This is a genomic window from Mesorhizobium sp. J8 (genome assembly GCF_016591715.1).
In the GTDB taxonomy this organism is placed as follows: Bacteria; Pseudomonadota; Alphaproteobacteria; order Rhizobiales; family Rhizobiaceae; genus Mesorhizobium.
The window spans coordinates 915,166-940,622 of record NZ_AP024109.1; the positions used below are offsets into that span (position 1 = coordinate 915,166).

The 25,457-nt window shown below is 65.1% G+C and carries 19 protein-coding genes; 10 read left to right on the top strand and 9 right to left on the bottom strand.

Going from position 1 to position 25,457, the window contains the following annotated elements; genetic code table 11:
- Positions 1–3: 3 nt before the first annotated feature.
- From MJ8_RS04355 to MJ8_RS04370, 4 genes are read right to left on the bottom strand one after another with little or no spacing between them, the layout of a single operon-like run.
- Positions 4–939 (bottom strand): dimethyl sulfoxide reductase anchor subunit family protein, encoded by a 936-nt coding sequence (locus tag MJ8_RS04355; protein ID WP_201413254.1) that lies wholly within the window; start codon positions 937–939, stop codon positions 4–6.
- A 2-nt stretch (positions 940–941) separates the two neighbouring features.
- Entirely contained in the window at positions 942–1,676 is a 735-nt protein-coding gene (locus MJ8_RS04360; RefSeq protein ID WP_201413255.1) for a 4Fe-4S dicluster domain-containing protein, read from the bottom strand.
- Positions 1,673–4,603 carry a molybdopterin oxidoreductase family protein gene (locus tag MJ8_RS04365; protein ID WP_201413256.1) on the bottom strand — a complete coding sequence of 977 codons (2,931 nt, stop codon included), beginning with the start codon at positions 4,601–4,603 and terminating at the stop codon, positions 1,673–1,675. The genes MJ8_RS04360 and MJ8_RS04365 overlap by 4 nt, the downstream gene beginning before the upstream one ends.
- Positions 4,600–4,758 carry a hypothetical protein gene (locus tag MJ8_RS04370; protein ID WP_201413257.1) on the bottom strand — a complete coding sequence of 53 codons (159 nt, stop codon included), beginning with the start codon at positions 4,756–4,758 and terminating at the stop codon, positions 4,600–4,602. The genes MJ8_RS04365 and MJ8_RS04370 overlap by 4 nt, the downstream gene beginning before the upstream one ends.
- A 123-nt stretch (positions 4,759–4,881) precedes the next feature.
- On the opposite strand from MJ8_RS04370, the gene MJ8_RS04375 reads away from it, so the two are divergent.
- Positions 4,882–5,787 carry a LysR substrate-binding domain-containing protein gene (locus tag MJ8_RS04375; protein ID WP_201413258.1) on the top strand — a complete coding sequence of 302 codons (906 nt, stop codon included), beginning with the start codon at positions 4,882–4,884 and terminating at the stop codon, positions 5,785–5,787.
- Here the strand turns inward: MJ8_RS04375 and MJ8_RS04380 are convergent, their stop codons facing one another.
- From MJ8_RS04380 to MJ8_RS04395, 4 genes are all read right to left on the bottom strand, one after another.
- The gene (locus MJ8_RS04380; RefSeq protein ID WP_201413259.1) at positions 5,788–7,044 is read right to left on the bottom strand and encodes an Hsp70 family protein; all 1,257 of its coding nucleotides are present in this window, start codon (positions 7,042–7,044) and stop codon (positions 5,788–5,790) included. It abuts the gene before it with no gap.
- A gap of 159 nt (positions 7,045–7,203) precedes the next feature.
- Positions 7,204–7,995, bottom strand: a complete 792-nt coding sequence (locus MJ8_RS04385; RefSeq protein ID WP_201413260.1) for a TIGR02186 family protein — start codon at positions 7,993–7,995, stop codon at positions 7,204–7,206.
- Complete coding sequence (locus MJ8_RS04390) at positions 7,995–8,918, bottom strand: sulfite exporter TauE/SafE family protein (protein WP_040985887.1); 924 nt, start codon at positions 8,916–8,918, stop codon at positions 7,995–7,997. The genes MJ8_RS04385 and MJ8_RS04390 overlap by 1 nt, the downstream gene beginning before the upstream one ends.
- A gap of 191 nt (positions 8,919–9,109) precedes the next feature.
- On the bottom strand, positions 9,110–13,180 hold the full coding sequence (locus MJ8_RS04395) for an SEL1-like repeat protein (protein ID WP_201413261.1): 4,071 nt from the start codon (positions 13,178–13,180) through the stop codon (positions 9,110–9,112).
- 453 nt (positions 13,181–13,633) lie between these two features.
- Here MJ8_RS04395 and MJ8_RS04400 point away from each other — a divergent pair, with 453 nt between their 5' ends.
- The 8 genes from MJ8_RS04400 to MJ8_RS04435 all read left to right on the top strand — a co-directional run bounded on the left by MJ8_RS04400 (position 13,634) and on the right by MJ8_RS04435 (position 23,209).
- The gene (locus MJ8_RS04400) at positions 13,634–14,098 is read left to right on the top strand and encodes a MerR family transcriptional regulator (RefSeq protein WP_201415296.1); all 465 of its coding nucleotides are present in this window, start codon (positions 13,634–13,636) and stop codon (positions 14,096–14,098) included.
- Positions 14,099–14,327: 229 nt separating this feature from the next.
- On the top strand, positions 14,328–16,124 hold the full coding sequence (locus MJ8_RS04405; protein ID WP_201413262.1) for an acyl-CoA dehydrogenase: 1,797 nt from the start codon (positions 14,328–14,330) through the stop codon (positions 16,122–16,124).
- A gap of 52 nt (positions 16,125–16,176) precedes the next feature.
- Positions 16,177–17,349 (top strand): acyl-CoA dehydrogenase family protein, encoded by a 1,173-nt coding sequence (locus tag MJ8_RS04410; protein ID WP_201413263.1) that lies wholly within the window; start codon positions 16,177–16,179, stop codon positions 17,347–17,349.
- 33 nt (positions 17,350–17,382) lie between these two features.
- On the top strand, positions 17,383–18,591 hold the full coding sequence (locus MJ8_RS04415; protein WP_201413264.1) for an acetyl-CoA C-acetyltransferase: 1,209 nt from the start codon (positions 17,383–17,385) through the stop codon (positions 18,589–18,591).
- A 12-nt stretch (positions 18,592–18,603) separates the two neighbouring features.
- Positions 18,604–20,823 (top strand): 3-hydroxyacyl-CoA dehydrogenase NAD-binding domain-containing protein, encoded by a 2,220-nt coding sequence (locus MJ8_RS04420; protein ID WP_201413265.1) that lies wholly within the window; start codon positions 18,604–18,606, stop codon positions 20,821–20,823.
- Between the two features lie 9 nt (positions 20,824–20,832).
- Positions 20,833–21,375 (top strand): thioesterase family protein, encoded by a 543-nt coding sequence (locus tag MJ8_RS04425; protein WP_201413266.1) that lies wholly within the window; start codon positions 20,833–20,835, stop codon positions 21,373–21,375.
- A 298-nt stretch (positions 21,376–21,673) separates the two neighbouring features.
- The gene (locus MJ8_RS04430) at positions 21,674–22,315 is read left to right on the top strand and encodes a helix-turn-helix transcriptional regulator (RefSeq protein WP_095765907.1); all 642 of its coding nucleotides are present in this window, start codon (positions 21,674–21,676) and stop codon (positions 22,313–22,315) included.
- 9 nt (positions 22,316–22,324) lie between these two features.
- Positions 22,325–23,209: a thermonuclease family protein gene (locus tag MJ8_RS04435; protein WP_201413267.1), complete on the top strand. Its 885-nt coding sequence runs from the start codon at positions 22,325–22,327 to the stop codon at positions 23,207–23,209.
- Here the strand turns inward: MJ8_RS04435 and MJ8_RS04440 are convergent.
- Entirely contained in the window at positions 23,172–24,821 is a 1,650-nt protein-coding gene (locus tag MJ8_RS04440) for a lysine--tRNA ligase (protein WP_201413268.1), read from the bottom strand. The two genes, MJ8_RS04435 and MJ8_RS04440, sit on opposite strands and share 38 nt — an antisense overlap.
- 220 nt (positions 24,822–25,041) lie before the next feature.
- On the opposite strand from MJ8_RS04440, the gene MJ8_RS04445 reads away from it, so the two are divergent.
- Positions 25,042–25,455: a tellurite resistance TerB family protein gene (locus MJ8_RS04445; RefSeq protein ID WP_201413269.1), complete on the top strand. Its 414-nt coding sequence runs from the start codon at positions 25,042–25,044 to the stop codon at positions 25,453–25,455.
- Positions 25,456–25,457: the final 2 nt, after the last annotated feature.

Here is a 25,457-nt window from a genome sequence, read left to right on the forward strand (position 1 = left end):
CCTTTATCGCCCATAGTAGAGCGTGACCGTATGCTTCGCCTCGGCGAAGAACAGCCAGCGCTCGACGAGCATGCCGGCAGACTGCGCGACGGCTGCAAGCACGGATGCGATCGCGCCCAAAGGCCAAGGCAGGAAGAAAGCGACGGCCAGCAGGACGGCCGGCGCGATGAAAGCCAGCGCCTGCGTGATCCGCCGCAGCTTCGCGCCGTGCTTGCGCGCGATGCGAAAACCCATTTCTTTCAGCAGGTAGTTTTCTTCCGTATGCGGCCATTCGATCGACCGTACGGAGCCGCCGGTCAGACCCGTCGCCGTGTTGGCGGTGGTGGGGATTTCGAGGCGATCATTGTAGCGCCAGGTCGCAAGCTTCCAACCCCAGCCGGCGAGCGTTGCGAGCAGCGCGAGGGTCAGCATGGCGCTGGGACCGACGCTGAAGCTTTGAAGCAAAGCGTTGGCGAGAACGCTTCCGGTCATCGCCGCGAAGATGAGATAGGCCGGTAACGTATAGCGGCTGTGCCACTGCGCGATCGGCTTCAGCGAGGCGTAGATCATGCCTGTCGTGCTGACGGTGATCACAGCACCAGCCGCCGCCAGCAGCCCGGTAGTCGCCACCCAGCCGCCGCTCTTGCCGAGAAACACCCAGCCGATGCCGAACAGCGCGGCCGGAATGAAGGTTGCGACCGACGCCAGGCCCTCGCGCGACAGCCAGGAGCTGCGCCATTGCGAGAAGGCCCGCCAGGCTCGCTCCGGCCGGCCGAGATGGCCGGTGGAGGATAAAAGCCCGGCAACGATGAGCCCGAGCGCCAAAACCATGCCGACAAAGCCAAGCCAGAAAGCGGCGGGGATCACTCCAAGCCCGCCAAGCACACCGAGCAGCGCGAGCAGGCCGTAGCCTGCCCCGGTGGCGGTGGTGAAGAAGACGACCGAGAAAGCGGGATGCATCGTCAGTTCGAAAGCATGCGGTCGATCCAGCCGAGGAAGCCGCCCTCGGCCTTGATCGGCTCCAGCGCCGGCGCGTCGACCTTCGCCGCCTGTTCGCTGCGGGCGCGCGGCGGCAGATACCGATTGGTCGGCTTGTAGCCGAGCTCCGGCATCAGCGCGACGCCGCCGCGTTCATCGACAAGCCGAGAGATCGCCGAGGCCGGATCGCCGAGATCGCCGAAATGCCGGGCGCTGGTCGGGCAGGCGGCGACGCAGGCCGGCACGCGGTCCTCCTCGGCCAGATTGTCGTTGTAGATGCGGTCGACGCACAGCGTGCATTTCTTCATCACGCCGACATCCGTATCGAATTCGCGGGCGCCATACGGACAGGCCCAACTGCAGAGCTTGCAGCCGATGCATTTGTCCTCGTCGACCAGCACGATGCCGTCCGAGGCGCGCTTGTAGGAGGCGCCGGTCGGGCAGACGGTGACGCAGGCCGGCGTCTCGCAATGAAGGCAGGAGCGCGGGAAATTCACCGTGCGGCCGCCGAGCTCCGTTGTATGCTCGTAGGTATGCACGCGGTTGAACCAGACGCCGTCGACATGCCCGCCATAGGGATCGGTGTCGGTCAGCGGCGCCATATGCCCACCGGTGTTCCACTCCTTGCAGGCGGTCACGCAGGCCTGGCAGCCGACGCATGTGTCGAGGTCGATGACCAGGCCGAGCTTCTTGTCGGTTTGCGCGGGAAGGCGGGTCATTCGGCGGCTTCCCTCTTCATGCGGAATTCGGCGCCGAAGCGAAGCACATCCGGCGAAGGCTCGAATTGTGGTGGCTGGCGGAAACGCTCGAATTGCGGCTCGGTGAAGCCGGCTTCGTCCGCCGCGCATTTGGTGATGCGCACGCGCACATCGAACCACGCCGCCTGTCCGGTGACCGGGTCGGAATTCGAATAGCGCTTGCCGTTGGTGTCGGCCGCGGTCTGGTCGCCGATGATGTGGTTGAGCAGAAAGCCGCGATTGCTCTCCGCCGCATCGTCCTTCAATCCCCAGCTGCCGCGCCGCTTGCCGATCGCGTTCCAGGTCCACACCGTGTCCGGGTTCACGCCGTCGATCAGCTTGATCTGGCCCTTCACCCTTCCGTTGATGCTTTCGATCCACACCCAGTCGTCGTCGGCAAGGCCGAGCCCCGCGGCCGTCTGGCGATACACGAAGAGCCGGTTCTGGCTCGTGATCTGCCTTAGCCACGCATTCTGCGAGCCCCAGGAATGGTACATGTGCATCGGCCGCTGCGTCAGCGCATGCAGCGGATACTTTTCGAGGTCGACTGTCTCATCCTCGAAGGGCGCGTACCAGAAGGGCAGGGGGTCCATATAGGCTTCGATACGGCCGCGCTCGGCGTCGGGTGGCTGCACCTTGCCGTGGCCACGCGCGGCAAGCCTGAACCGTTGGATCGGCTCCAAGTAAAGCTGGAAGACGATCGGGTCTGCGTGAGGGATGAAACCCATCTCGACCGCGAAGTCGAGATAGGCGCGGTTGCCCATTTTGTAATAGCGCTGGTCGTCGGCGAACTCGTGGTGCCAGAAGCCGCCATTGTCGATGTAGCGCTGCAGCTGGTCGGGGTTGACGTCGCCCTTGCCGATGGCATCGCCATTCTTGCCGCGCCAGCCGGCGAGCGGGCCGATGCCGGGGGTGCGCTCGTGGTTGACGATGTAATCGGCATAGTCGCGGTACCTCGCCGAACCATGTTCGTCGACGAAGCCTGGCAGGTCGAGCCGCGCGCCGAGTTCGATCAGCACCGACTGGAACGGCCGCACGTCGCGGTCCGGCTGCACCACCGGATGGCGGATGGCGTCCGCGGCCCCGTCCGCGTGGCTGATCGGCCGGTCGAGCAGGCTGATGCAATCGTGCCGCTCGAGATAGGTGGTGTCGGGCAGCACCAGGTCGGGGAACGGCACGGTCTCGGAATAATAGGCGTCGGAATAGATGATGAAAGGGATCCTGTAGGCGCCCGCCTCGTCCTTGTCGGTCAGCATGGCAATCGTCTCGACCGTATTCATCGACGAATTCCATGCCATGTTCGACATGTACATCATCAGCGTGTCGACGGGATAAGGATCGCCGGCCCAGGCGTTGCGGATCACCGTGTGCATCAGCCCGTGCGCGGCCAGGGGGGCTTCCCACGAATAGGCCTTGTCGATACGCTTGGGCCGGCCGGCCTCGTCGACAAGAAGATCGTCCGGGCCGCAGACGAAGCCGAGCGGCATGCCGTCGAGCGGCGTCATCGGCTGGGTGTTTTTTCCGCATGGCTTCGGCCCCGGCGGCGCGCAGCGCGGGTAGGGCGGCTTGAAGCGGAAGCCGCCCGGAACGTCGACCGTGCCGAGCAGCACCTGCAGGAGGTGGATGGCGCGGCAGGTATGAAAACCGTTGGAATGGGCCGAGATGCCGCGCATGGCATGCATCGAGACAGGCCGGCCCTTGATCGTCTCGTGTCGCCGGCCGGCCCAGTCGGTCCAGGCGACGGGCAGCTCGATCGCCTGCTTGAAGGCGACATGCGCTAGTTCCGCCGCGATCCGCCGGATCGTGTCGGCGGCAACGCCGCAGCGCTCCGCCACGGCGTCCGGCGAATAGATCTTGTCGAGATAGCGTCCGGCGATGAGTTGGAAGACAGGCGCGCAGCGCCGCCCGCCGACATCATAGCTGCCGGTCAGCGCCGGCTTTGCTTCGGGGTCGGACGCGTTGATCGGTGTCTTTGCCACCCTGTCCCACACGAGCGGGTTGCCGTCGGCATCGCGCACGAACAGCCCGTCGTCGGCCGCACCCGGTTCCTGGACGACGAGGACCGGCGCATTGGTATAGCGCAGCAGGTAATTCAGATCGACACGTCCGGCCTTGAGCAGTTCATGGACCAGCGCCAGCACGAACAGGCCGTCCGTGCCCGGCCTGATGCCGATCCAGTCGTCGGCGATGGCGTTGTAGCCCGTGCGGCAGGGGTTGATCGAGACCACCTTGGCCCCACGCGCCTTGAGCTTGCCGAGGCCGATCTTGATCGGGTTGGAATCATGATCCTCGGCGACGCCGAACAGCATGAAGTATTTCGTGTTGTCCCAGTCGGGCTCGCCGAACTCCCAGAACGAGCCGCCGATCGTATAAAGCCCGCCGGCCGCCATGTTGACCGAGCAGAAGCCGCCATGCGCGGCGAAATTCGGCGTGCCGAATTTCGAGGCCCACCAGCCGGTCAGCGATTGCGATTGGTCGCGCCCGGTGAAGAAGGCGAGTTTTTTCGGGTCGGTGCGGCGGATCGCCGACAAGCGCTCGGTGGCGATGGTCAGCGCCTCCTCCCATTCGATCTCGCGGAATTCGCCCGAGCCGCGCGGACCGGTCCTCAGCAGCGGCTTCTTCAGCCGCGCCGGGCTGTAATGCTGCATGATGCCGGCGCTGCCCTTACCGCAGATCACGCCGCGGTTCACCGGATGGTCCTTGTTGCCGTTGATGTAGCGCACCTTGCCGTCCTTGATATGGACGTCGATGCCGCAGCGGCAGGCACACATGTAGCAGGTGGTCTTGGCGATGCGGTCGGAGACGCTTGGCGAGGTCTCCACACCATCGCCTTCGTCCGGCGCCTGGCTGTCGACCAGCGGCCGCTGCGAGGGAGCGGAGTTGGCGCCGCGTGGCGCTGATTTGCTCATGATCCGCGAACGCTCTTGCCGTTCGCCATCTTGGCCTTCGTCTTGGGTCCCGGCCCGCGCATGTAGTAGAGCTCGGGATGATAGCGCTCACCGGCGAGCTGCCGCTTCAACCGGCGGATCCAATGCGCGAATAGGGTTTTGAAGCGCCCTGCCATTTCCCGCTCTTGGCCTCTGACGACCAGTTTTTTCCAATTTCCTGCAAAAACTTAGAACAAAGCAATTGATGCGTCTAACAAGCAGCTCTTGTAATTCCGATCGATTTTGCTTCTTAGTTAGCCATGACTCTCGATCAGTTGCGCATCTTCGTCGCCGTCGCCGAGCACGGCCATATGACCAAGGCCGCCGAGCGGCTCGGCATCTCGCAGTCGGCTGCATCGGCCGCCATCCGCGCGCTCGAAAGTCAGCACGGCGTGCGCCTGTTCAACCGGGTCGGCCGCAACATCGAGCTGGCCCAGACCGGTCACCGTTTCCTGCCCGAGGCGAAGGCGGTCCTGGATCGTGCCGCAGCCGCTCGCGGCGTGCTGGAGGACGTCTCGCAGACCGTCGCCGGCAGCCTGTCGATCGCGGCCAGCCAGACCATCGCCAGCTACTGGCTGCCGCGTCGCCTGGCTGCCTTCCATGAGGCCTATCCCGCCGTGAAGCTGAGCGTGACGATCGGCAACACCAGGCAGGTCGAGACCAACGTGCTCGACGGTCGCGCCGACTTCGGGCTGGTCGAGGGTCGAACCGAGTCCGATATCCTGCGCCGCGCCACGGTCGACGAGGACCGCCCGATGCTGGTGGTGGCGCGCGCGCATCCCGAAATTCCGATGACGCAGGCGGGGAACCTCGATATCAGGGCCTTGCGCTGGATCATCAGGGAAGGCGGATCGGGCACGCGCGAGGCGCTGGAGGACTTCGCGCTCAGCCAGGGGGTCCCGCCGGCGGAGCTGCAGATTTTCCTTGTCCTGCCCAGCAACGAGGCCGTGCGCCAGGCGGTCGAGGCCGGCGCGGGAGCGACGATCATCTCGGAACTCGTCGTCGCGCGTTCCTTGGCCGAGGGCAGCCTCAGGGCCGTGCCTGTCGACTTGCCGATGCGCGACTTCGCCATGATCACGCACCGCGACCGCCAGGCCAGCCTCGCCCAGATGGCGCTGAAGGCGCATCTCGGCGGCAAGGCGGAGGCGTCGGCAAGCTTCGAATAATCAGCCGTATTTCCGCTGCGCGTCGAGCGCGAGCCCAAGGCCGACCGAGCCGAACATGTCGCCTTCGATGACGGAGGCCTGCGGCACCAGCGACAGGATTTCCCGCTTGGCCAGCGGGATGGCGGTCGAGCCGCCGGTGAGGAACACGGCGGTGATGGCTGAGGCTGGAACGCCAGCGTCGGCGATCGTCTGTCTGACCGTGGCAGTCACGCGTTCGATGTCGCTCGCAATGGTCTCCTCGAGGCCCGCGCGCGTGATCTCGGCCGCGAAGCGCGCCCCGGGCAGCGACACCTTCACCTCGGCTGAGGACTGGTCGGTCAGCGCGATCTTCGCCCTTTCGACCAGGCCCGCCAGCGCATGGCCGTAGCGATGCTCGACGACATGGATGAAGCGGTCGACGAGGTCGGCGCGCTCGGCCTCATAGCGGATCTGCCTCAGATCCGTCATCGCCTTGGCGGTGTAGACGAGATTGATGCGCTGCCAGGTGGCGAGGTCGATGAAATAGGCGGCCGGCAGGTTGCGCTTGTGGTCTTTGGTCCGCGTCAGATAGCCGAGTTCGGGCATGACATGGGCGATGCTGAGCAGCCGGTCGAAATCGGTGCCGCCGATATGGATGCCGCGATTGGCGAGGATGTCGGCCTTGCGGTCGCTCAAGCGCGCGCGCTCCGGCGAGACCCGCACGATCGAGAAGTCGGACGTGCCGCCGCCCATGTCGACGATCAGTGCCAGCTCCTCGCGGGTGACGTTCTGCTCGTAATCGAGCGCCGCTGCGATCGGCTCGAACTGGAAGGCGATGTGCTTGAAGCCTTGTGAGCGGGCGGCTTTTTCGAGCTCGCCCTGCGCCTTCGCGTCGGCGGCCGCGTCGTCGTCGACGAACTGCACGGGCCGGCCGAGCACCACGTTCTCTACCGGACCGCCCGCGTCTTCTTCCAGCCGCTTCTTCAAATGGCCGACGAACATGCCGACAATGTCGATGAAGCCGATCTGGCGCGCCTTGATGCGCGTCTTTTCGTTGGCGAGCGTGCTCCCGAGAACGCTCTTCAGCGAGCGCATCAGCCGGCCCTCGATGCTGTCGGTATAGTCGCTGATCGCGCGGCGGCCAAAATAGGTGTAACCGTCCTCGAAGTTGAAGAACACGGCGCTCGGCAGGGTGGGTTGCTCGCCTTCCAGCGCCACCAGCCGCGGCCGGCCGTCGCGGATCACACCCACCGTGGAATTGGACGTGCCGAAATCGATGCCGCCGAATGCCGATCGCATCGCAGCCTCCTGTCATTGTTTCATGGCGGCAAGCCGACGCCAGACGCGCCGTCATACGGATGGCCGGACCGCTCTGCCGAATTGATTGTGCTTGTTTACCCTTGGGCTGGGAGGCGGCGGTTTATCGCATGATCGCCCGGAGGGAAACCCTTTTCGTCTTCAATCCTTGCGGAAGATGAGCCGGCCCAGCCAGCCGGTCAGCATCGCGAGCGACACCGCGAACACGCCGTAGAGGAAGGAATAGTCATGCGCGACGCGGAAGACCGACTGCTCGAAGCCGGACTTGCGGATCTCGAGCTGGGCGGAGCTTTCCTTGACGAACATGCCGCTCTTGAACAGGAACGCCCGGGCCTTATGGGTGCCGACCGGCACGTTGGGCGCGAGCCGCACGGTGGCTCGAAACAGGTTTTGGGACAGGAACTGCACGCCGCCGACATTCTCGCTGTAGAGGCCTGTCGCCGCCTTGCGCTCGCGAAGCGCCGCGGTGAATTCCTCGATGGTTGCCGGGCTGTCGGTCTCGTCGGCGGGCTTGAGGTAGAGGTTCTGCGCCCCGAGCGAGAGCTGCTTGTACTTGGCGGGCTCGGCGATGTCTTGCAGCGGCCGCGTCGTCGCGACGGAATAGGAGACCGGCACGTTCTCGAACGTCTCCGAGTCCAGGTTGATCCAGACGCCGAGCACGCGGTCCTTGCGCCGGACCACGACCGGGCGCGGCGGTCCTTCGAGCACGACGACGACATCGTAGCGCCCCTGGCGCGCGATCAGCGGATCGGGATTTTCCAGCGATCCGAAGATCGTCAGGTCGGCGCCCGAGAAACCCGCCGTGATGGAGATGGCGTCGGTCGACAGGCCGATCTGGATGCTTTCGGCGGGCGGCGTCTGCGCTGTTGCCGGGGAAAGCGCAAGGAGCATCGACAACGGGATGGCGGCTGCAAATGCTCTCAATCCCGCCATCAGTTGAGGCCCGCGGCGGACAGCGAATAGAGATTGGGCGGCGTCACGAAGAGATCGACGGCAAGGCGGATTGCAACGGCCAGCACCAGCATCGCCAGAAGCGCGCGCAGCTGTTCGCCGCGCAGCCTCTGGCCGGCCTTGGCGCCATATTGCGCGCCGGCGACGCCGCCGGCCATCAGCAGGAAGGCCAGGATCACGTCTACCGTCTGGTTGGTCGTGGCATGCACCAGCGTGGTGTAGGCCGAGGTGAAGATGATCTGGAACAGCGAGGTGCCGATAACGACATTGGTCGGCACCTTGAGCAGGTAGATCAGCGCCGGCACCATGATGAAGCCGCCGCCGACGCCCATGATCGACGACAGGAAGCCGATCGCCGCGCCGAGGCCCAGCACCGGGATGACGCTGACGAACAGCTTCGAGGCGCGGAAGCGCATCTTGAACGGCAGCCGGTGGATCCAATTGTGCTGGCCGGATTTCTTGAGCACGGGTGCTGCGCCGCTGCGGCTGGCGCGCAGCGCGTTGACGCTTTCCACCAGCATCAGCCCGCCGACGGTGCCGAGCAGCGCGACATAGAGCAGCGAGATGAAGAGGTCGAGCTGGCCGAGCCGGCGCAACAGCGCGAAGACGTAAATGCCTGCCGTCGAGCCGACGATGCCGCCGGCGAGCAGCACGCCACCCAGCTTGAAATCGAGCGTGCCGCGCTTGAAGTGCGACAGCGCGCCGGAGAAGGAGGAGGCGATGACCTGGTTGGCGCCGGTGGCGACCGCGATCGCCGGCGGGATGTTGTAGAAGATCAGAAGCGGCGTGATCAGAAAGCCGCCGCCGACTCCGAACATGCCCGACAGAAAGCCCACCGCCGCGCCCATCGCCAGCAGCACGAAGACGTTGACGGAAATTTCCGCGATCGGGAGATAAATGCCCACCCGTCAGTCTCGATCAGTTTGCTTTCCGGCGAACGCCGCCGTCCCCGGCAGTTTCGCACCGAAAAGCCAATTTTTTCTTGCGCCGACGCGGCGGCGGGGTCAAACCCCGCCGCCGCGTCGAAACAAAAACCATCTCAATCAGTTAACAGGCAAATGTGTGGCAAGGCGTCGTGTATGCGACGCGGCTGCCGTTATTTCTTCGCAAGCAGCGCCTTGACGAGCGGCGCGTCGATCTCGCCGGTCGGCTTCATCTTGTTGTCGGTCTGGAAAGCCATGATGGCGTTCTTGGTCTTGCCGCCCATCACGCCGTCGGCGCCGCCGGCATCGTAGCCGTTCTTGTTGAGGATCAGCTGGATGTTCTTCACCGCCTTTTTCATGTCGATGCCGGCGGTGGTCTGCGGTGTGCTGTCCTGCCAGGATTCCGGAATGTCGGCCGAGTTGGCGGCCGCGTTGAGCGGCTTGGCCTTCCACAACTCCGTAGCTGCCCGCGCCCGCTCAAGCTGCTCGGGCCTGAGCGCATTGGCGATCTCGTCGCGCTTGGCGGCGGCGTCCTTGTCGCCGGTCTTGGCGACCAGCGCGAACCACTTGTAGGATTCCTCCAGGTTCTGCTTCATGCCGACGCCTTTGGCGGCCAGGATGCCGAGGTTGAATTGGCTATCCTTGACGCCGAGGTCGGCGGCTTCCTGGAACCAGTGTGTCGCCGATTCATTGTCGGTCACGCCGTCCGCCGCCATGGCGAACAGCACCGCCAGATTGTGCATGGCGCTGGCGTTGCCTTGCTCGGCGGCGAGTTGGTAGTAGGTCTTGGCCTTCTTGATGTCGCGCGCGACGCCGATGCCTTTTTCGTAGAAATTGCCGATGCGGTATTCGGCCGGCGCGAAGCCCAGCTCGGCCGACCGCTCGTACCATTTCGCGGCCGCCTTCATGTCTTCCTTGACGCCGCGCGATTCCGCATAGCGCGAGCCGACCTCGAACAGCGCCTTGGCGTCGCCGCCGGCGGCGGCGTCACGCAGCGCCACCGGACCGATTTCGGAAGGAATGTCGAATTTGGCCGCGGCCGATTGGCTTGCCGCGGGCGGTACGGCGCCTGTCGTATCGGCGGAGGTGGCGGCCGGCGCGCCGGTTGCCGCGCTGTTCGCTGCCGGACTGGCCGCCACGGGCTCCTTGGCCACCGGCTGCGTGTCGCCATCCATATCCGTCGCGATGGCAGCCGCGGTGGCGGGTTCGGACGGCATCGCGGAGGCTATCGGCGCCGGTGCGGCGGGCGTTGCAAGCGCCACCGGCGCGGGCGCGGCCGGCATGACAGCTGCACTTTCGTGACTTGCGGGCACAGAGGCGGCTGGGGCCGTCTCCTCGACGGGCTCCGCCTGCCTGGCAGGACGGGCCGGCGCGCTTTCGGCCTGTGCCGTCGCGGCATCGATCTTCGGTGTGTCGGCCTTCTGCGTGTCGGCTTGCGGCGCGGCCGTGGCGTTGAGCGAAGCCGTGTCGACCGTCTGCGGGGAGACGACCGGCGCGGGCTGGTTGTTGGCCGTCTCGACCGGATCGGACAAAAAGGCTTTGCCCAGTTGCAGGCCGGCAAGCGCCATCATGATCGCCGCGGCCGCCATCAGGATCGGCTTGCGCCGCGCCTTGAGCAGGTCGCCGATCCTCAGCGCCTTCACCGGGCCGGTCATGGTCGATTGCCGTTTCAGCGTGTCGGCTTCGGCGGCCGCGGCCTGGGCCGCGCGGCGGGCGGCGGCGATAAAATCGGACTTTGCCGCATCGCTGTCGGTGCGCCGGGCCGGCTGGCCGCCGCGCTCGTCGCGCACGCGCTTCATGATGGCGTTGAGGTCCGGCGCGCCGGAACCGGGTTCCAAGGGCCGGTTGGCGGCCTTGGGATCGAGCGGTTCGTCGATGTCGACGCTCGGCGCGTCACCGACCGGTGCAGAGCCGGCAAGCGGCTGCGTGTCCGCATCTTTCTTGCCCTTGAAAGCGCGCGCCAGGCCGCTGAACATCGATTTCCTGCGGCCGGCCTCGCCCTTGTCGCCGATCGCATCGGGTCCGAGCGCCGCCATGGCTGCTGCTGCCGCGGCCTCGGCGGGCGTGCGCGGTGCGCTTGGCTCATCGCGCATGATGGCCGCCGCGCGGCCTTCGAGGCTGGCCATGTCTCCCGTCAGCGGCAGCGGTTGGTCGATATCCATCGAGGGCGCGTCCTGCACGGCGATCTTGCCGCCGCGACCACCACGCTTTCCGGCCGGTTGCGGATCGACCAGCTCGCTCATCGCTTCGCTGGTCTCGCCCGCTTCGAGCGAGCCGAGCCGGTCGACGATCTTGAGCAGCGTGTCGTGTATCGCCTCGAAGGTCCGCGAATTGCGCTCGTCGGAGCGACGGGTGAGCGCTTCCAGCGTCTTCAGGTCCTGGGCGAGGCCGGCCACCGCGGTCGCGTTGGTCTGCGCCGTCATGGACGTCGACTCGGCAAGCGATTTGACGGCGCTCTCGGCCGCTTCGCGCGCCACGCTCAGGATGGAGTCGCGCGTGCCGGCCAGCGACTTCTCGATCTCGTTGAGGCGCGGGCTGATGTCTTCGAATTCGGGCAGCGGCGTGCCGGGCTTGGAGAGATGCGCTGACAGGCCGGCGACCTGCGCTTCGAGGCTGCGGATCAGCGCCGGATCGATCCCGGCGACCTGCTGCGCCGACATTTCCAGCCGGCTGGAAATATCCTCGAGCCGGCTTTCCAGCCCACGGATCGCCATCTCGTTGGCGGGATCGGGCGTGCGTGTCTCGATGCGCTTGGCCAAAGCGGTGAAGCGGGCGTCGATCGCCTCCATGATGCCGGCGCTCTCGTCCTGGCGCATGCGCTGGTCGAGCCGGTCCGCGACCTCGTCCAGCCGCCGCTCGAGATCGCGGAACAGCATATTGCCTTGCTCGATCGCGTCGCCCTGGCGGCGCTCGAGCAGCGTGGAGAGCGCGTCGAAGCGCTGTTCCAGCCCCTGGAAGATCTGGTCGGCGTCGGGCATGGCCTGCGCGCGATCCAGCTTCTCCGTGATCGAAGCGATCTGCTTGCCCAGCCGCTCCATGGCCTGCTCGGGCAGGTCGGCGCGGCCGGCCAACTGGTCCACGCGGCTGGTGAGGAGGTTGAGGTGGTCGAGGACTTCCGCCCCCGGCCGCGACTGCGCGACCTCTTCGATCTGCAACGCCAGCGAGGCCATGCGCTTCTCGATCCGGCCGAAGGTTTCGGGATCGAAGGCATTGGCCTGCGCAGCCACCGTCGAGGCGACGATGGCGCGGGAGATCTCGTCCAGCCGCTCGTCGATCATGGCGAGCGTTTCGCCGCCGCGCGCGGTCTGCTGGCCGGCGAAACGGTCGACCGCGCCGGCAAGCATGCGCACCTTTTCCTCCAGCGAACGCAGCGAAAGCGATTCCGGCAGGTTGTTGACGGCGCTGCTGATCTGTTCGAGCCGGTCGGTCAGTACCGAAAGGCTCGGGCCTTCCGCACGCTTGCGCTGATCGGCGTCGACGCGGTCCTCGAAGGCGCTCCAGCGGCGGTCGAAATCGTCCCAGCGACGGTCGACCTTCTGCACGCTTTCCTCGCGCGCCAGCGTGTCCAGCGCGCTCTTCACCTGTTCCAGCTCCAGCCGCAGCAGGTTGACGCTGCGGTCGTCGCTCTTTTCGGCCAGCGTCTGGATGGCGCCCGAAAGCCGCTCGAATTCAAGGCCGAGCTCGGCGCTGCTCTTGTCGGGCATCGCGCCGCGCTGGCTGTTGGCCTGCATGGCGCGGTCGATGTCCTGGCGAAACGCTTCGAATTCGCGCTGCAGGCCGGCAGTCATCTGATGCCGCAGTTCCTCACGCAGCCCGCGCAGCTCGACGGCGATCTTGCCGACCATGGCGACGCTGTCTTCCTGGCCGCGCACCCGGTCGATGTCGCGCGCGATCGCCTGATAATTCTGCCCGAAGGCGGGCGCGGCGCCGGACGCCGGATTTTGCGGCCGCTGGTTCTGCGCGCCGGGATACTGCGCCGCCGGATTTTGCGGCGGCCGGTCCAGAGGTCTTTGTGCGGAGTAGGTGTCTTCATACCAGCGCGGCTGGCCGTAAGGCTGCGTGCTTGGATAGCGCGGCTCGACCGGCGGCCGCCGCAGGTCGGGGCGATCGGGCATGTCGGCGCGCGTCCGGTCCAGCCGCTGCTCCAGCGTTTCGAGCGAGCGGTTCAGTTCCTCGAGTGATGCGTGCGGCCGGCGCTGCCTGCCGGCATTGAGTGTATCGAGATAGGACCGCTTGCTGTTCATCGATGCGCCCGTGTTCAGAATGGCCGGCCGGAGGCCGGTTTTCCAGTAGCCAGCCGGGACCGAAGCGAGCCGAGCGGTTTTGCTGCGGAGGAGGACAAGCCTTCCCGGGTTTTTCACCCGCGCTTCGAAAACCGTGAAAAATTCGCTACAGGATAAACACGGATGACCGACATGCGCACATTTCGCCCAACGTGGTAAACAAGGCGTTAACCAAGCTTAAGAAGTCTCGCATAAATCATGCGCCGGCATCCGGGTGCGGCATAAAGTTCCGGTTCGACAACGCCCTTGCGTCACCTCGCGGCTGTCGATATAGAATTGACGTAAACGTAAAAGGTGCGAAGCCGTGCCTCTTGCGATTGATTTGTTGCAACCACGATTGGAAGCACGCCCCCGCTTCCATCCAGGCGACGCTTGGTCCGCGACCGCGACGCCATCAGGGGAAAGCCAGTGACCATGAAACTTGTTTCGCCCGGCGAAGCCGCGGCCAATACCAATGACATTCCGGCCGAGGCCGGCGAGGAATTCGTCCGCATCGGCGAGATGGCCAAGAAATACGGCGTGACGTTGCGCACGCTGCGTTTCTACGAAGACAAGGGCCTTCTCAATCCGCATCGCGACGGCTCGACCCGACTCTACACGCGCCGCGACAAGGCCCGGCTGAAGCTGATCCTGCTCGGCCGCAAGGTCGGGTTCTCGCTGCGCGACGTCAAGCAGATGATGGATCTCTACGATCCGACCGGCACCAACACCAAGCAGTTGCGGCTCGCGCTCGACAAGTCGGAGAAACAGCTCGCCCGCCTGCAGAAGCAGCGCGCGCTGATCGACGACGCCATCGGCGAGCTGAGCAATTCGATGGCCATCGTGCGCCAGATGCTCGTCGAGCGCACCGCTGCGCCGCAGGCAAGCGTCGCTGGCTGATCGCCCGCGCTTCGGAAATACCCGGACAACAAAGCCGCGCGGCTATAGTCGCGTGGCTTTTTTGTCGCCACGATGCCTGGCCGCTTACAATATTTTTTGATTGCGGCGAAGTTGACGTTTACGCAAACGTCAATATTTGCTACGCAGCATCGACATTGGCCCGGCCTCCTGTCCAGGACGTGGACAGGCGACTTGCTGGTCGGCCGGGACCGTAAGGGCGGAGGAAGGCATGACGATCTACAGGGCGCCGATCCAGGACACGCTGTTCGTGCTCAACGATGTGCTGGGTTATCAGCGCTATTCCAATCTTCCAGGTTTCTCGGACGCGACGCCCGACGTTCTCGAGGCGATCCTCGCCGAAGGCGCGAAGCTAGCCGAGAACGTCATGCATCCGCTGAACCGTGTCGGCGACATGGAAGGCTGCGTGCGCCATGAAGACGGCTCGGTGACCACGCCCAAGGGTTTCAAGGATGCCTTCGACCAGTACCGCGAGGGCGGCTGGATGGGACTTGCGGCGCCGGTGGAGTTCGGTGGCCAGGGCCTGCCCTACACGGTCCACACCGCGGTTTCGGAATATATGGTCTCCGCCAACATGGCGCTGATGATGTATCCGGGCCTGACGCAAGGCGCGATCGCGGCGATCGTCACCCACGGCACGGACGAGCAGAAGGCGACTTGGCTTCCCAGGCTGATCGAGGGCGCCTGGACCGGCACCATGAACCTGACCGAGCCGCATTGCGGCACCGACCTCGGCCTGCTGCGCACCAAGGCCGTTCCCAACGGCGACGGCACTTACAGGATTTCCGGCCAGAAGATCTTCATCTCCGCCGGCGAGCACGACATGTCGGACAACATCGTCCATCTGGTGCTGGCCCGCGCCGAGGGCGCGCCGGAAGGCGTGAAAGGCATCTCGCTGTTCATCGTGCCGAAGTTCAAGCTCGACGCCTCGGGCAACCCCGGTGAGCGCAACACGGTCTCCTGCGGCTCGATCGAGGAGAAGATGGGCATCCATGGCAACTCGACCTGCGTCATGAACTATGACGAGGCCGAAGGCACGTTGCTCGGCGAACTGAACGGCGGCCTGAAGGCCATGTTCACGATGATGAACGAGGCTCGCCTCGGCGTAGGCCTGCAAGGGCTTTCGGTCTCGGAGATCGCCTATCAGAACGCCGTTTCCTACGCCAAGGACCGCCTCCAGGGCCGTTCGCTGTCGGGCGCCAAGGAGCCGGACAAGAAGGCCGACCCGATCATCGTCCATCCCGATATCCGCCGCTCGCTGATGACCATGAAGGCCTATAACGAGGCAGGCCGCGCGCTGGCGCTGTGGACGGCGATCAAGTCGGACGTCGCGCATCGCTCCGGCGACGACAAGGATCGCCAGGCGGCCGACGACTACACCGGTCTGATGACGCCGGTGGTCAAGGGCGTGCTCACCGACAAGGGCTTCGATCACGCGGTGATGGCCCAGCAGGTGTTCGGCGGCCACGGCTATATCGAAGAGCACGGCATGAGCCAGTTCGTGCGCGATGCCCGCATCGCCATGATCTACGAAGGCGCCAACGGCATCCAGGCGCTGGACCTCGTCGGCCGCAAGCTGGCCCAGAATGGCGGCCGCGCCGTGCAGGCCTTCTTCAAGGAGGTCGGCGAGTTCTGCGAGGAAAACCGCACTGATGAGAAGATGGCGCACTTCACCAAGGCGCTGAAGAAAGGCCTCAACGACCTGCAGGCGGCCACCATGTGGCTGGTGCAGAACGCCATGGCCAAGCCCGACAATGCAGGTGCCGCCTCGACCGACTACATGCATCTCTTCGGCTTGGTGGCGCTGGGCTATATGTGGGCGCAGATGGCGAAATCCGCCCAAGCCAAGCTCGCGGAAGGCGCCAACGGCGCCAGCGCGTTTTACGACAACAAGTTGGTGACCGCGCGTTTCTTCATGGAGCGCATCATGCCGGAAACCGCGACGCGTCTTGTCCGCATTTCCAGTGGCGCGGACACGCTGATGGCGCTGCCGGCGGAAGCGTTCTAGGTTTGGCGGGCCGGCGGAGCCGGCCCACAATTGTCGGAACGCGGAGGAAATCGTGGCGACAAATCCAGCCGAAATTCTGGGCCTGCCGAAGCCCGCTTGGGCGGCGGACGAGGTTGGCATGCTCTACGATATGGCATCCCGCTTCATGGCCGAAGAGATCGCGCCGCGCTATGATGAGTTCGAGAAGAATGAGATGTTCGACCGCGAGAGCTGGCTGAAGGCCGGAGCGGCGGGCCTGCTCTGCGCCTCGATGCCGGAGGAATATGGCGGCTCCGGCGGCACCTTCGCGCATGAGAGCGCCATCATCGAGGCGATCGGCCATGTCGGGGTCGACGGCTTCGGCATCGGCCTGCACAATTCGATCGTCGCCCCCTACATCCTCCATTACGGCTCGGAAGAGCAGAAGCGGAAATGGCTGCCGAAGCTCGCGACCGGCGAGCTCATCGGCGCCATCGCCATGACCGAGCCCGGCGCCGGCTCCGACCTGCAGGGCGTCAAGACCCGCGCCGAGAAGGACGGCAACCATTACAAGATCAGCGGTTCGAAGACCTTCATCACCAACGGCCAGCTCGCCAACCTGATCATCGTCGTCACCAAGACCGATCCGGACAAGGGCGCAAAGGGCACCTCGCTGATCGTCGTCGAGACCGATGAGGTCGAAGGCTTCGAGCGCGGCCGCAACCTCGACAAGATAGGGCTGAAGTCGAACGACACGTCGGAGCTGTTTTTCAACGACGTGCGCGTGCCGACCTCCAACCTGCTCGGCCACGAGGAGGGCAAGGGCTTTGTCCAGTTGATGCAGCAACTGCCGCAGGAGCGCCTGCAGATCGGCACCGGAGCGATCGCCATGATCGAGCGGGCGCTGGCGCTCACCATCGACTACGTCAAGGAACGCAAGGCCTTCGGCAAGGCGGTCATCGATTTCCAGAACACCCAGTTCAAGCTGGCCGAATTGAAGACCGAGGCCACGATCGGCCGCGTCTTCTACAATGACTGCGTCGCCCGCCACATCGATGGCGGCCTCGATCCGGTCACCGCCTCGATGGCCAAATACTGGCTCAGCGACCTGCAGGGCAAAGTCGTCGACGAATGCCTTCAACTGCATGGCGGCTATGGCTACATGAATGAATATCCGATCGCCCGCATGTACCGCGACGCCCGCGTCCAGCGCATCTACGGCGGCACCAACGAGATCATGAAATTGCTGATCGGGCGCTCTCTCTGAGCGCGTCGGCCGGCAAACCCACAGGAGCAGAAAATGGCCGAAGCTTACGTCTATGACGCCGTGCGCACGCCGCGCGGCAGGGGCAAGAAGGATGGCGCGCTGCATGAAGTGCCGGCGGTGCGGCTCGCCGCGAAGACGCTCGAGGCGCTGCGCGACCGCAACGGGCTCGACACCGGCAATGTCGACGACATCATCTTCGGCTGCGTCGATCCGGTCGGCGAGGCGGGCTCCGTCATTCCGCGCGCCGCCGCCTTCGAGGCCGGTTACGACACCAAGGCACCCGGTATGCAGATTTCGCGCTTCTGCGCCTCGGGTCTCGACGCCATCAATTTCGGCGCCGCCAAGATCGCCCAAGGCGCGGACGAGATCGTCATTGCCGGCGGCGTCGAATCCATGTCGCGCGTCGGTATGGGCATGTCCGGCGGCGCCTGGTTCATGGATCCGTCCGTCGGCTTGCCCGGCTGGTTCGTGCCGCAGGGCATCTCGGCCGACCTGATCGCCACCAAATACGGCTTTTCCCGCGACGACGTAGACGCCTATGCGGTCGAGAGCCAGAAGCGCGCCGCCAAGGCCTGGGGCGAGGGTCGTTTCAAGAAGTCGGTGATCCCGATCAAGGACCAGAACGGCCTTACCATCCTTGACCATGACGAGCACATGCGGCCCACGACCGACATGCAGTCGCTAGCCTCGCTCAACCCGTCCTTCGTCATGCCCGGCGAGATGGGCGGCTTCGACGCGGTGGCCGTGCAGAAGCATCCGGAAGTCGAGGAGGTCAACCACGTCCATCATGCCGGCAATTCGTCGGGTATCGTCGACGGCGCCGCCGCCGTGCTGCTCGGCTCCAAGAAAGCCGGCAAGGCCATGGGGCTGAAGCCGCGCGCCCGCATCCGCGCCTTCGCCAATATCGGCTCGGAGCCGGTGCTGATGCTGACCGGTCCGGTCGACGTCACCGAGAAGCTCCTGAAACGCGCCAAGATGAAGCAGTCGGACATCGACCTGTTCGAGCTCAACGAGGCCTTCGCTTCCGTCGTGCTGCGCTACATGCAGGCTTTCGACATCCCGCATGACCAGATCAACGTCAATGGCGGCGCGATCGCCATGGGCCACCCGCTCGGCGCCACCGGCGCCATGATCCTGGGCACGGTGCTGGACGAGCTGGAGCGCCGCGATTTGAACACCGCGCTGGTCACGCTCTGCATCGGCGCCGGCATGGGCACCGCCACCATCATCGAACGCGTCTGAGGGAGAGAGACTATGAGCTACACCAATTTCACCCTCGACGTGGACGCCGACGGTATCACGCTGGTCACCTGGGACATGCCGGACCGCTCGATGAACGTCTTCACCGAGGAGGTGATGCGCGAGCTGAACGCCATCGTCGAGAAGGTGACAGCCGATGCCGCCGTCAAGGGCGTCGTCATCACCTCGGGCAAGGACTCTTTCTCCGGCGGCGCCGACATCACCATGCTGCAGAAGATGCTGGCCACCTTCGCCGTCGACAAGGAGAAGGACCTCGAGAAGGCGACCAAGGCGCTGTTCGAGAATGCCGGCTACATGACCGGCCTGTTCCGCAAGATCGAGACTTCCGGCAAGCCCTGGGTGTCGGCGATCAACGGCACCTGCATGGGGGGCGCCTTCGAGATGTCGCTCGCCTGCCATGGCCGCGTCGCCGCTGATTCCGATAAGGTGAAGATGGCGCTGCCCGAGGTGAAGATCGGTATCTTCCCGGGCGCTGGCGGCACCCAGCGCGTGCCGCGGCTGACCGACCAGCAGCAGGCACTGCAAATGCTGACCTCCGGCCAGAACCTGACGCCGCAAAAGGCGAAGGCGATGGGTCTGATCCATGAGATCGCGGAGCCGAAGAAGCTGATCGAAACCGCCAAGGCGATGATCAGGAACGGCCTGAAGCCGGTGGCGCCTTGGGACGAGAAGGGCTTCAAGCTGCCGGGCGGTCCGGTCTACTCGGCGGCCGGCGCCAATCTCTGGCCGCCGGCCATCGCCATCCTGCGCCGCGAGACCTACGGCAACTACCCGGCCGCGGCCGCGATCCTGAAATGCGTCTATGAAGGCCTGCTGGTGCCGTTCGATACCGCGCTCAGGATCGAGCAGCGTTATTTCACCGAGATCATGCAGTCGAAGGAAGCGGCGGCGATGATCCGCTCGCTGTTCCTGTCGCTGCAGGAACTGAACAAGGGCGCGCGCCGCCCGTCCGGCCTGCCGGACACCAAATTCAAGAAGATCGGCATTCTCGGCGCCGGCTTCATGGGCGCCGGCATCGCTTATGTTACGGCAAAAGCCGGCATTCCGGTCGTGCTGCTAGACCGCGATCTGCCGTCGGCCGAGAAGGGCAAGGCGCATTCCGACAGCCTCATGGCCGATCAGATCAAGAAGGGTCGCGCCAAGCCGGAGGACAAGGACAAGCTCCTGTCGCTGATAACGCCGACGGCGGACTATGCCGATCTTGCCGGCTGCGACCTCGTCGTCGAGGCGGTCTTCGAGGATTCGAGCGTCAAGAAGGACGCCACCGAGAAGGCGGAAGCGGTGTTGAAGTCGTCGGCGATCTTCGCTTCCAACACTTCGACGATCCCGATCACCGCTTTGGCGAAGAATTCGGCGCGGCCGAAGAACTTCATCGGCATCCACTTCTTCTCACCGGTCGACAAGATGATGCTGGTCGAGATCATCCTCGGCAAGAAGACCGGCGACAAGGCCTTGGCCGTCGCCTTCGACTTCGTACGCGCCATCAAGAAGACGCCCATCGTCGTCAACGACACGCGTGGCTTCTACGTCAACCGTTGCGTGCTGCGCTACATGTCGGAAGCTTACAAGATGCTGATCGAAGGCGTGCCGGCGCCGATGATCGAGAACGCCGCCAAGGCCGCCGGCATGCCGGTCGGTCCGCTCGCGCTGACCGACGAGACGGCCGTCGACCTTGCCCAGAAGATCATGAAGCAGACCATCCGGGATCTCGGCGAGAAGGCCGTCGACCCCAGGCAGATGGCGCTGATCAACACGATGGTCGACACGCATGGCCGCTTCGGCCGCAAGAACGGCAAGGGTTTCTACGACTATCCGGCAAAGCCCGCGAAGAAGAAGCTGTGGCCGGGCCTGAGGGACCTCTACCCACAGCTGAAGCCCGAAAAGGTCGACTATGAGGAGCTGAAGCAGCGCCTCTTGGTCACCATCGCGCTGGAAGCGGCGCGGGTGATGGAGGAAGGCATCGTCACCGATCCGCGCGAGGCGGATGTCGGCTCGATCCTCGCCTTCGGCTTCGCGCCCTTCACCGGCGGTGCGCTGTCCTACATCGACGGCATCGGCGCCAAGCGTTTCGTCAAGATCGCCAAGGGTCTGCAGAAGAAGTATGGCGCCGAGTTCAAGGCGCCGAAGCTTCTGCTCGACATGGCCGAGAAGGGCGAGACCTTCTACCAGCGCTTCGACCCCTACCGGAAAGGCGAGGTTCGAGAGGCGGCCTGACGAACCGGAATGTATGTCTGGGGGCGAATGGCCCGCACCATGGCCACGGCATCGAGCCGTGGCCCCTATAGGGTCGGCGAGGAAAGCCGACTGGCTTTTCGCTGCCTGCCGATCGACATCGATTTCAACCTGCACCTGAACAACGCCCGCTACATGATGCTGGCCGACCTTGGCCGTATCGACATCTTCCTGCGCATCGGCCTTATCGCGCTGGCGCGCAAGAATGGCTGGGCGCCGATGATCGGCGGGCTGCAGGTCGCCTATGTGCGTGAGATCAGGCTGTGGCGGCGCTTCGAGGTGGTCTCGTCGATCGAGACCTGGGAAGGCACGTCCGTCATCGGCAGGCACCGCTTCGTCCTCGACGGCGGCGAGACCGCGGCGCTGATCCTGACCACGGGCGGTGTCTATGACCGTGCCGGCCGCCGCTTCCTCGACATCGAGGAGGTCGTCGCAGCGCTCGGCCGCGCCGCCGGTCCACGCCCGCCGACCGAGGCCGAGCGGACCTTCATGGTGTCGCACCGGAATTTGCGCGAACAGGCCAAGGCGGCCTGATCGCGCTTCGGCTCAGGCTGCCCTGCCGAGCAGGAAATCTGTCACCTCGTCCGAGAAGACCATCAGCTCATTGTCGGAGGCGACGACGGTTCGCCTGCCTTGCGGATACGGTCGCCCGGCCTGCATTCCATGCGCCACAAGCGCCTGCCGAAGGCCTTGGCCGGGATAGGATAGGAGGTGCGCTAGGAGGAGGCTCATGGAGTATTGTTAACGATCCGCCGGCAGCACCGGTGGACAAGGGCATGACTGCGCGCTAGACAGGCTTGAGGCATTTTTTCCTGTTTGAAGGAGTGCGCGCGTGCTCTCACACGACCGCGTATGGGCCGCAATCGATGCTCTCGCTGAGCGCTATTCGCTATCGGCTTCCGGACTTGCCCGGCGCGCGGGCCTTGACTCGACAGCCTTCAACAAGTCGAAGCGGCTGTCGTCCGACGGCCGGCCGCGCTGGCCCTCGACCGAATCGCTGGCCAAGATCATCGAGGCCACCGGCGCTTCGCTGGAGGAATTCACCGGACTGGTCGAAGGTCGCAGTGGCGCCTCCGTCGCCCAGCACCGCAGCGCGGTTCCATTGCTTGGCTTCGCCCAGGCGGGAGCGGGGGGCTTCTTCGACGATGCAGGCTATCCGGCCGGGCAGGGCTGGGACCTGGTCGAGCTTCCGGCGCGGGCGACCGAGACGTCCTACGCGCTGCAGGTGCAAGGCGATTCCATGCTGCCGCTCTACCGCAACGGCGATGTGCTGATCGTCGAGCCGGGCGCGCCGACCCGCAAAGGCGATCGCGTTGTCGTCAAGACCACCGCCGGCGAGGTGATGGCCAAGGTGCTCGACCGGCAAACGATGAAATCGATCGTGCTGGTTTCGCTCAACCCGGACCACCCCGACCGGGACATCCCGACGCGCGATATCGAATGGATGGCGCGCATCGTCTGGGCGAGCCAGTAGGCCGGGCTGATGCGGCTTCTTCAGACAGCCTTGGCGGTGCTGGCGGTCCCGGTCATGGCGGCTCTTGTTGTTGCCGGCGGACACGCGGTCAAGGGCCACGAAAGCGCCGTCACGGTCGATCAGATCGACCCCATCGCCGACGCACTCCCCACCGGCGACAATACGCTTTCCGCTTCCGATGCGGCGCAAGAGCCGGCGACCTCGGCTATTCCCGCGCCGGCCGCTCCACAACCGCCGAAGCCTGCTGCTCATTCGAGGGCCATCGATCCCGACGTCGTGGCGCCACCTGATCTTTCAGACAACGAACTGGAACGGGTGGAGCCGCGCGCGCCGCTCAGCGATCTGGCCCTGGCCGGGCCGCCCAAGCCGCCCAAGACGAAGATGCCAAGCGACTGGAACGGCACCAAGCTGTTCCAGCCGGTCGCCACCGCCGCCGGGTTGATCGAGTCGAAAGGTTATGCGGTCGCCGTGTCCGGCGTGGATGTCGTCAAGGCCGATGAGACCTGCAGCGACGAGGGCAAGAGTTGGGCCTGCGGCGCCCGCGCCAGGACGGCCTTCCGCGCCTTCCTGCGCGGCCGCGCGGTCGCCTGCACGGTGCCGCCGGAGGGCGGGCGCGACACCATCACCGCCGAATGCCATATCGGCAATCAGGACATCGGCCAGTGGCTGGTCGAGAACGGCTGGGCGCGCGCCGCGCAAGGCGGGCCCTATGTCGAGGCCGAGAACAAGGCCCGCACGGCAAGGAAGGGTATTTTCGGCCCGGCGCCGAAGCTCGACGGGCTGCCGGCGGTGCCGGCCGCGTCGGGTCCGGCGCCGGTGGCGCCGGATTCGATCCTGCCGGCCGATGGCGGGGCCGTTACGCCGCCAACTGACCAGCCAGCGCCCGCTCAATGAGCGCGCGTGTCTCGGCGATGCCGTAAAGCGCCGCGAAGGAACCGAAGCGCGGTCCGCGCTCCTGGCCGATCAGCACCTGGTAGATCATCTGGAAGAAGGCGACCGACACGCCGGGCCCGCCTTCCGGGCTCTGCTTGGAATGGTCCTGGTAGCGCTCGATCTTGCGCGCCACATTGAGCGCGGCGTTCTGGATCGCTTCGCCGTCGGCGCCCGGCGGCAGCGCGCCGAGTGCCTCGGAGAGCTTGGCCAGCGCGTCGCGCTCCACCTCGTCGGCCGCGCGAAAAACCTTGGTCGGCTTCACGAAGTCGTCGAAATAGCGGATCGCGTAGCCGGTCAGCCGGTCGAGTTCGGGATGCGTCTCCGGCGTCACGCCCGGCGCATGCCGCGAGATGAAGCCCCACAGCACCGACTTGTCATGCGCGTTGGAGGCGCTGACCAGGTTGAGCAGCAGCGCGAAAGGCACCGGCAGGTCGATCGCCGGCGGGTTGCCGTCATGCATGTGCCAGACCGGATTGCCAAGCCGTTCCTTCCAGTCCTGGCGCGGATAGGCGCCGAGGAAAGCGTAATACTCATCCACCGCCTTCGGGATGACGTCGAAATAGAGCTTCTTCGCCTGCCGCGGCCGCTGGTACATGTAAAGGCCGAGGCTTTCAGTCGGCGCGTAGGTCAGCCATTCGTCGATGGTGAGCCCATTGCCCTTCGACTTGGAGATTTTCTGGCCCACCTCGTCGAGGAACAGCTCGTAGACGAAATGCTCCGGCGCGCGACCGCCGAGGATGTTGCAGATGCGGTCGTAGATCGCCGCATTGGTCTGGTGGTCCTTGCCGAACATCTCGAAATCGACGCCCAGCGCCGCCCAGCGCATGCCGAAATCCGGCTTCCACTGCAGCTTCACATGGCCGCCGGTGACCGGCAGCGTCGTCTCGGTGCCTTCGTCGTCGAAGGTGATGGTGCCGGCCTTGGCGTCGACATTGATCATCGGCACGTAGAGCACGCGGCCGCTCCTCGGCGAGATCGGCAGGAACGGGCTGTAGGTCGCCTGGCGCTCCGGCCCGAGCGTCGGCAGCATCACGCCCATGATCTCGTCATAGCGTTCGGCGGCGCGCAGCAGCACCTCGTCGAAACGGCCGGCCTTGTAGTACTGCGTCGCGCTGGCGAACTCGTAGTCGAAGCCGAATGTGTCGAGGAAGCGGCACAGCATCGCATTGTTGTGGTCGGCGAAGCTCGCATAGTCGCCGCCGAACGGATTGGGCACCGAGGTCAGCGGCATATGCAGATAGGGCTCGAGCGCGGCGCGGTCCGGCACGTTGTCCGGTATCTTGCGCATGCCGTCCATGTCGTCGGAGAAGCACAGGAGCTTGGTCTTGACCTTGTCTTGCGTCAGCACCCGGAAGGCATGCCGCACCATGGTCGTGCGCGCCACTTCGCCGAAGGTGCCGATATGCGGCAGGCCGGACGGGCCGTAGCCGGTCTCGAACAGGACGGTTTCGGGGAAATCCTTGCCTTTGTAGCGGGCGATGATTTTCTTGGCTTCCTCGAACGGCCAGGCCTTGCTCTCGGCTGCCGCGGCAAGCATCTCGGGATTGAGATCGATGATGTTTGATCCCGTCATATCGAAGTTCCAATCATGGCCGTCTGCGCGGCGGATAAGAGCGGATAAGATTTGTCGACGGTCTCTAGGCGCGCGAGACCGGAGCGTCAACGATTTGCGCCGGTTTTCCTTGCGGCGCCATAATGGCGCTCCTACGTTGGAGCCTCAGTTTCAAGTGCATGTCACCCAAAGGCATGTTGCGGCTTTGGGGCAACAACATGCACGCCATTAGGAGTTTTGAATGCCTTTGCTGAGCCCGCATGAAGCCGTGATCCACTTGATGGTCATCACATCGGCTTCGGATCGCGACATGACCGATGTCGAGCTCGCGCGGATCGGCGATGTCGTCCGCTCCTGGCCGGTGTTCGTCGATTTCAACCAGGACAGGCTGGTTCAGGTGGCACAAGCCTGTCAGAAGGCGCTGCACGACAAGGACGGGCTGGAAGGCGTGCTGGCGCGTGTCGCCGAAGCGCTGCCCGAGCGGCTGCGCGACACCGCCTACGCCGCCGCCTTCGAGGTCGCCGCCGTCGATCTCGAGATGCGCATGGAGGAGGTCAGGGTGCTGCAGCTCATCCGCCTCAAGCTCGATCTCGACACACTGACCGTGGCCGCGATCGCGCGTGCAGCCAAAGCGCGCCTGCGCACGCTGACTTAGAG

Bases quoted from the DNA above. Each gene is read 5' to 3' on its own strand.
- MJ8_RS04355 (WP_201413254.1), bottom strand. From the start codon at position 939: ATGCATCCCGCTTTCTCGGTCGTCTTCTTCACCACCGCCACCGGGGCA.
- MJ8_RS04360 (WP_201413255.1), bottom strand. From the start codon at position 1,676: ATGACCCGCCTTCCCGCGCAAACCGACAAGAAGCTCGGCCTGGTCATC.
- MJ8_RS04365 (WP_201413256.1), bottom strand. From the start codon at position 4,603: ATGAGCAAATCAGCGCCACGCGGCGCCAACTCCGCTCCCTCGCAGCGG.
- MJ8_RS04370 (WP_201413257.1), bottom strand. From the start codon at position 4,758: ATGGCAGGGCGCTTCAAAACCCTATTCGCGCATTGGATCCGCCGGTTG.
- MJ8_RS04375 (WP_201413258.1), top strand. From the start codon at position 4,882: ATGACTCTCGATCAGTTGCGCATCTTCGTCGCCGTCGCCGAGCACGGC.
- MJ8_RS04380 (WP_201413259.1), bottom strand. From the start codon at position 7,044: ATGCGATCGGCATTCGGCGGCATCGATTTCGGCACGTCCAATTCCACG.
- MJ8_RS04385 (WP_201413260.1), bottom strand. From the start codon at position 7,995: ATGGCGGGATTGAGAGCATTTGCAGCCGCCATCCCGTTGTCGATGCTC.
- MJ8_RS04395 (WP_201413261.1), bottom strand. From the start codon at position 13,180: ATGAACAGCAAGCGGTCCTATCTCGATACACTCAATGCCGGCAGGCAG.
- MJ8_RS04400 (WP_201415296.1), top strand. From the start codon at position 13,634: ATGAAACTTGTTTCGCCCGGCGAAGCCGCGGCCAATACCAATGACATT.
- MJ8_RS04405 (WP_201413262.1), top strand. From the start codon at position 14,328: ATGACGATCTACAGGGCGCCGATCCAGGACACGCTGTTCGTGCTCAAC.
- MJ8_RS04415 (WP_201413264.1), top strand. From the start codon at position 17,383: ATGGCCGAAGCTTACGTCTATGACGCCGTGCGCACGCCGCGCGGCAGG.
- MJ8_RS04420 (WP_201413265.1), top strand. From the start codon at position 18,604: ATGAGCTACACCAATTTCACCCTCGACGTGGACGCCGACGGTATCACG.
- MJ8_RS04425 (WP_201413266.1), top strand. From the start codon at position 20,833: ATGTATGTCTGGGGGCGAATGGCCCGCACCATGGCCACGGCATCGAGC.
- MJ8_RS04435 (WP_201413267.1), top strand. From the start codon at position 22,325: ATGCGGCTTCTTCAGACAGCCTTGGCGGTGCTGGCGGTCCCGGTCATG.
- MJ8_RS04440 (WP_201413268.1), bottom strand. From the start codon at position 24,821: ATGACGGGATCAAACATCATCGATCTCAATCCCGAGATGCTTGCCGCG.
- MJ8_RS04445 (WP_201413269.1), top strand. From the start codon at position 25,042: ATGCCTTTGCTGAGCCCGCATGAAGCCGTGATCCACTTGATGGTCATC.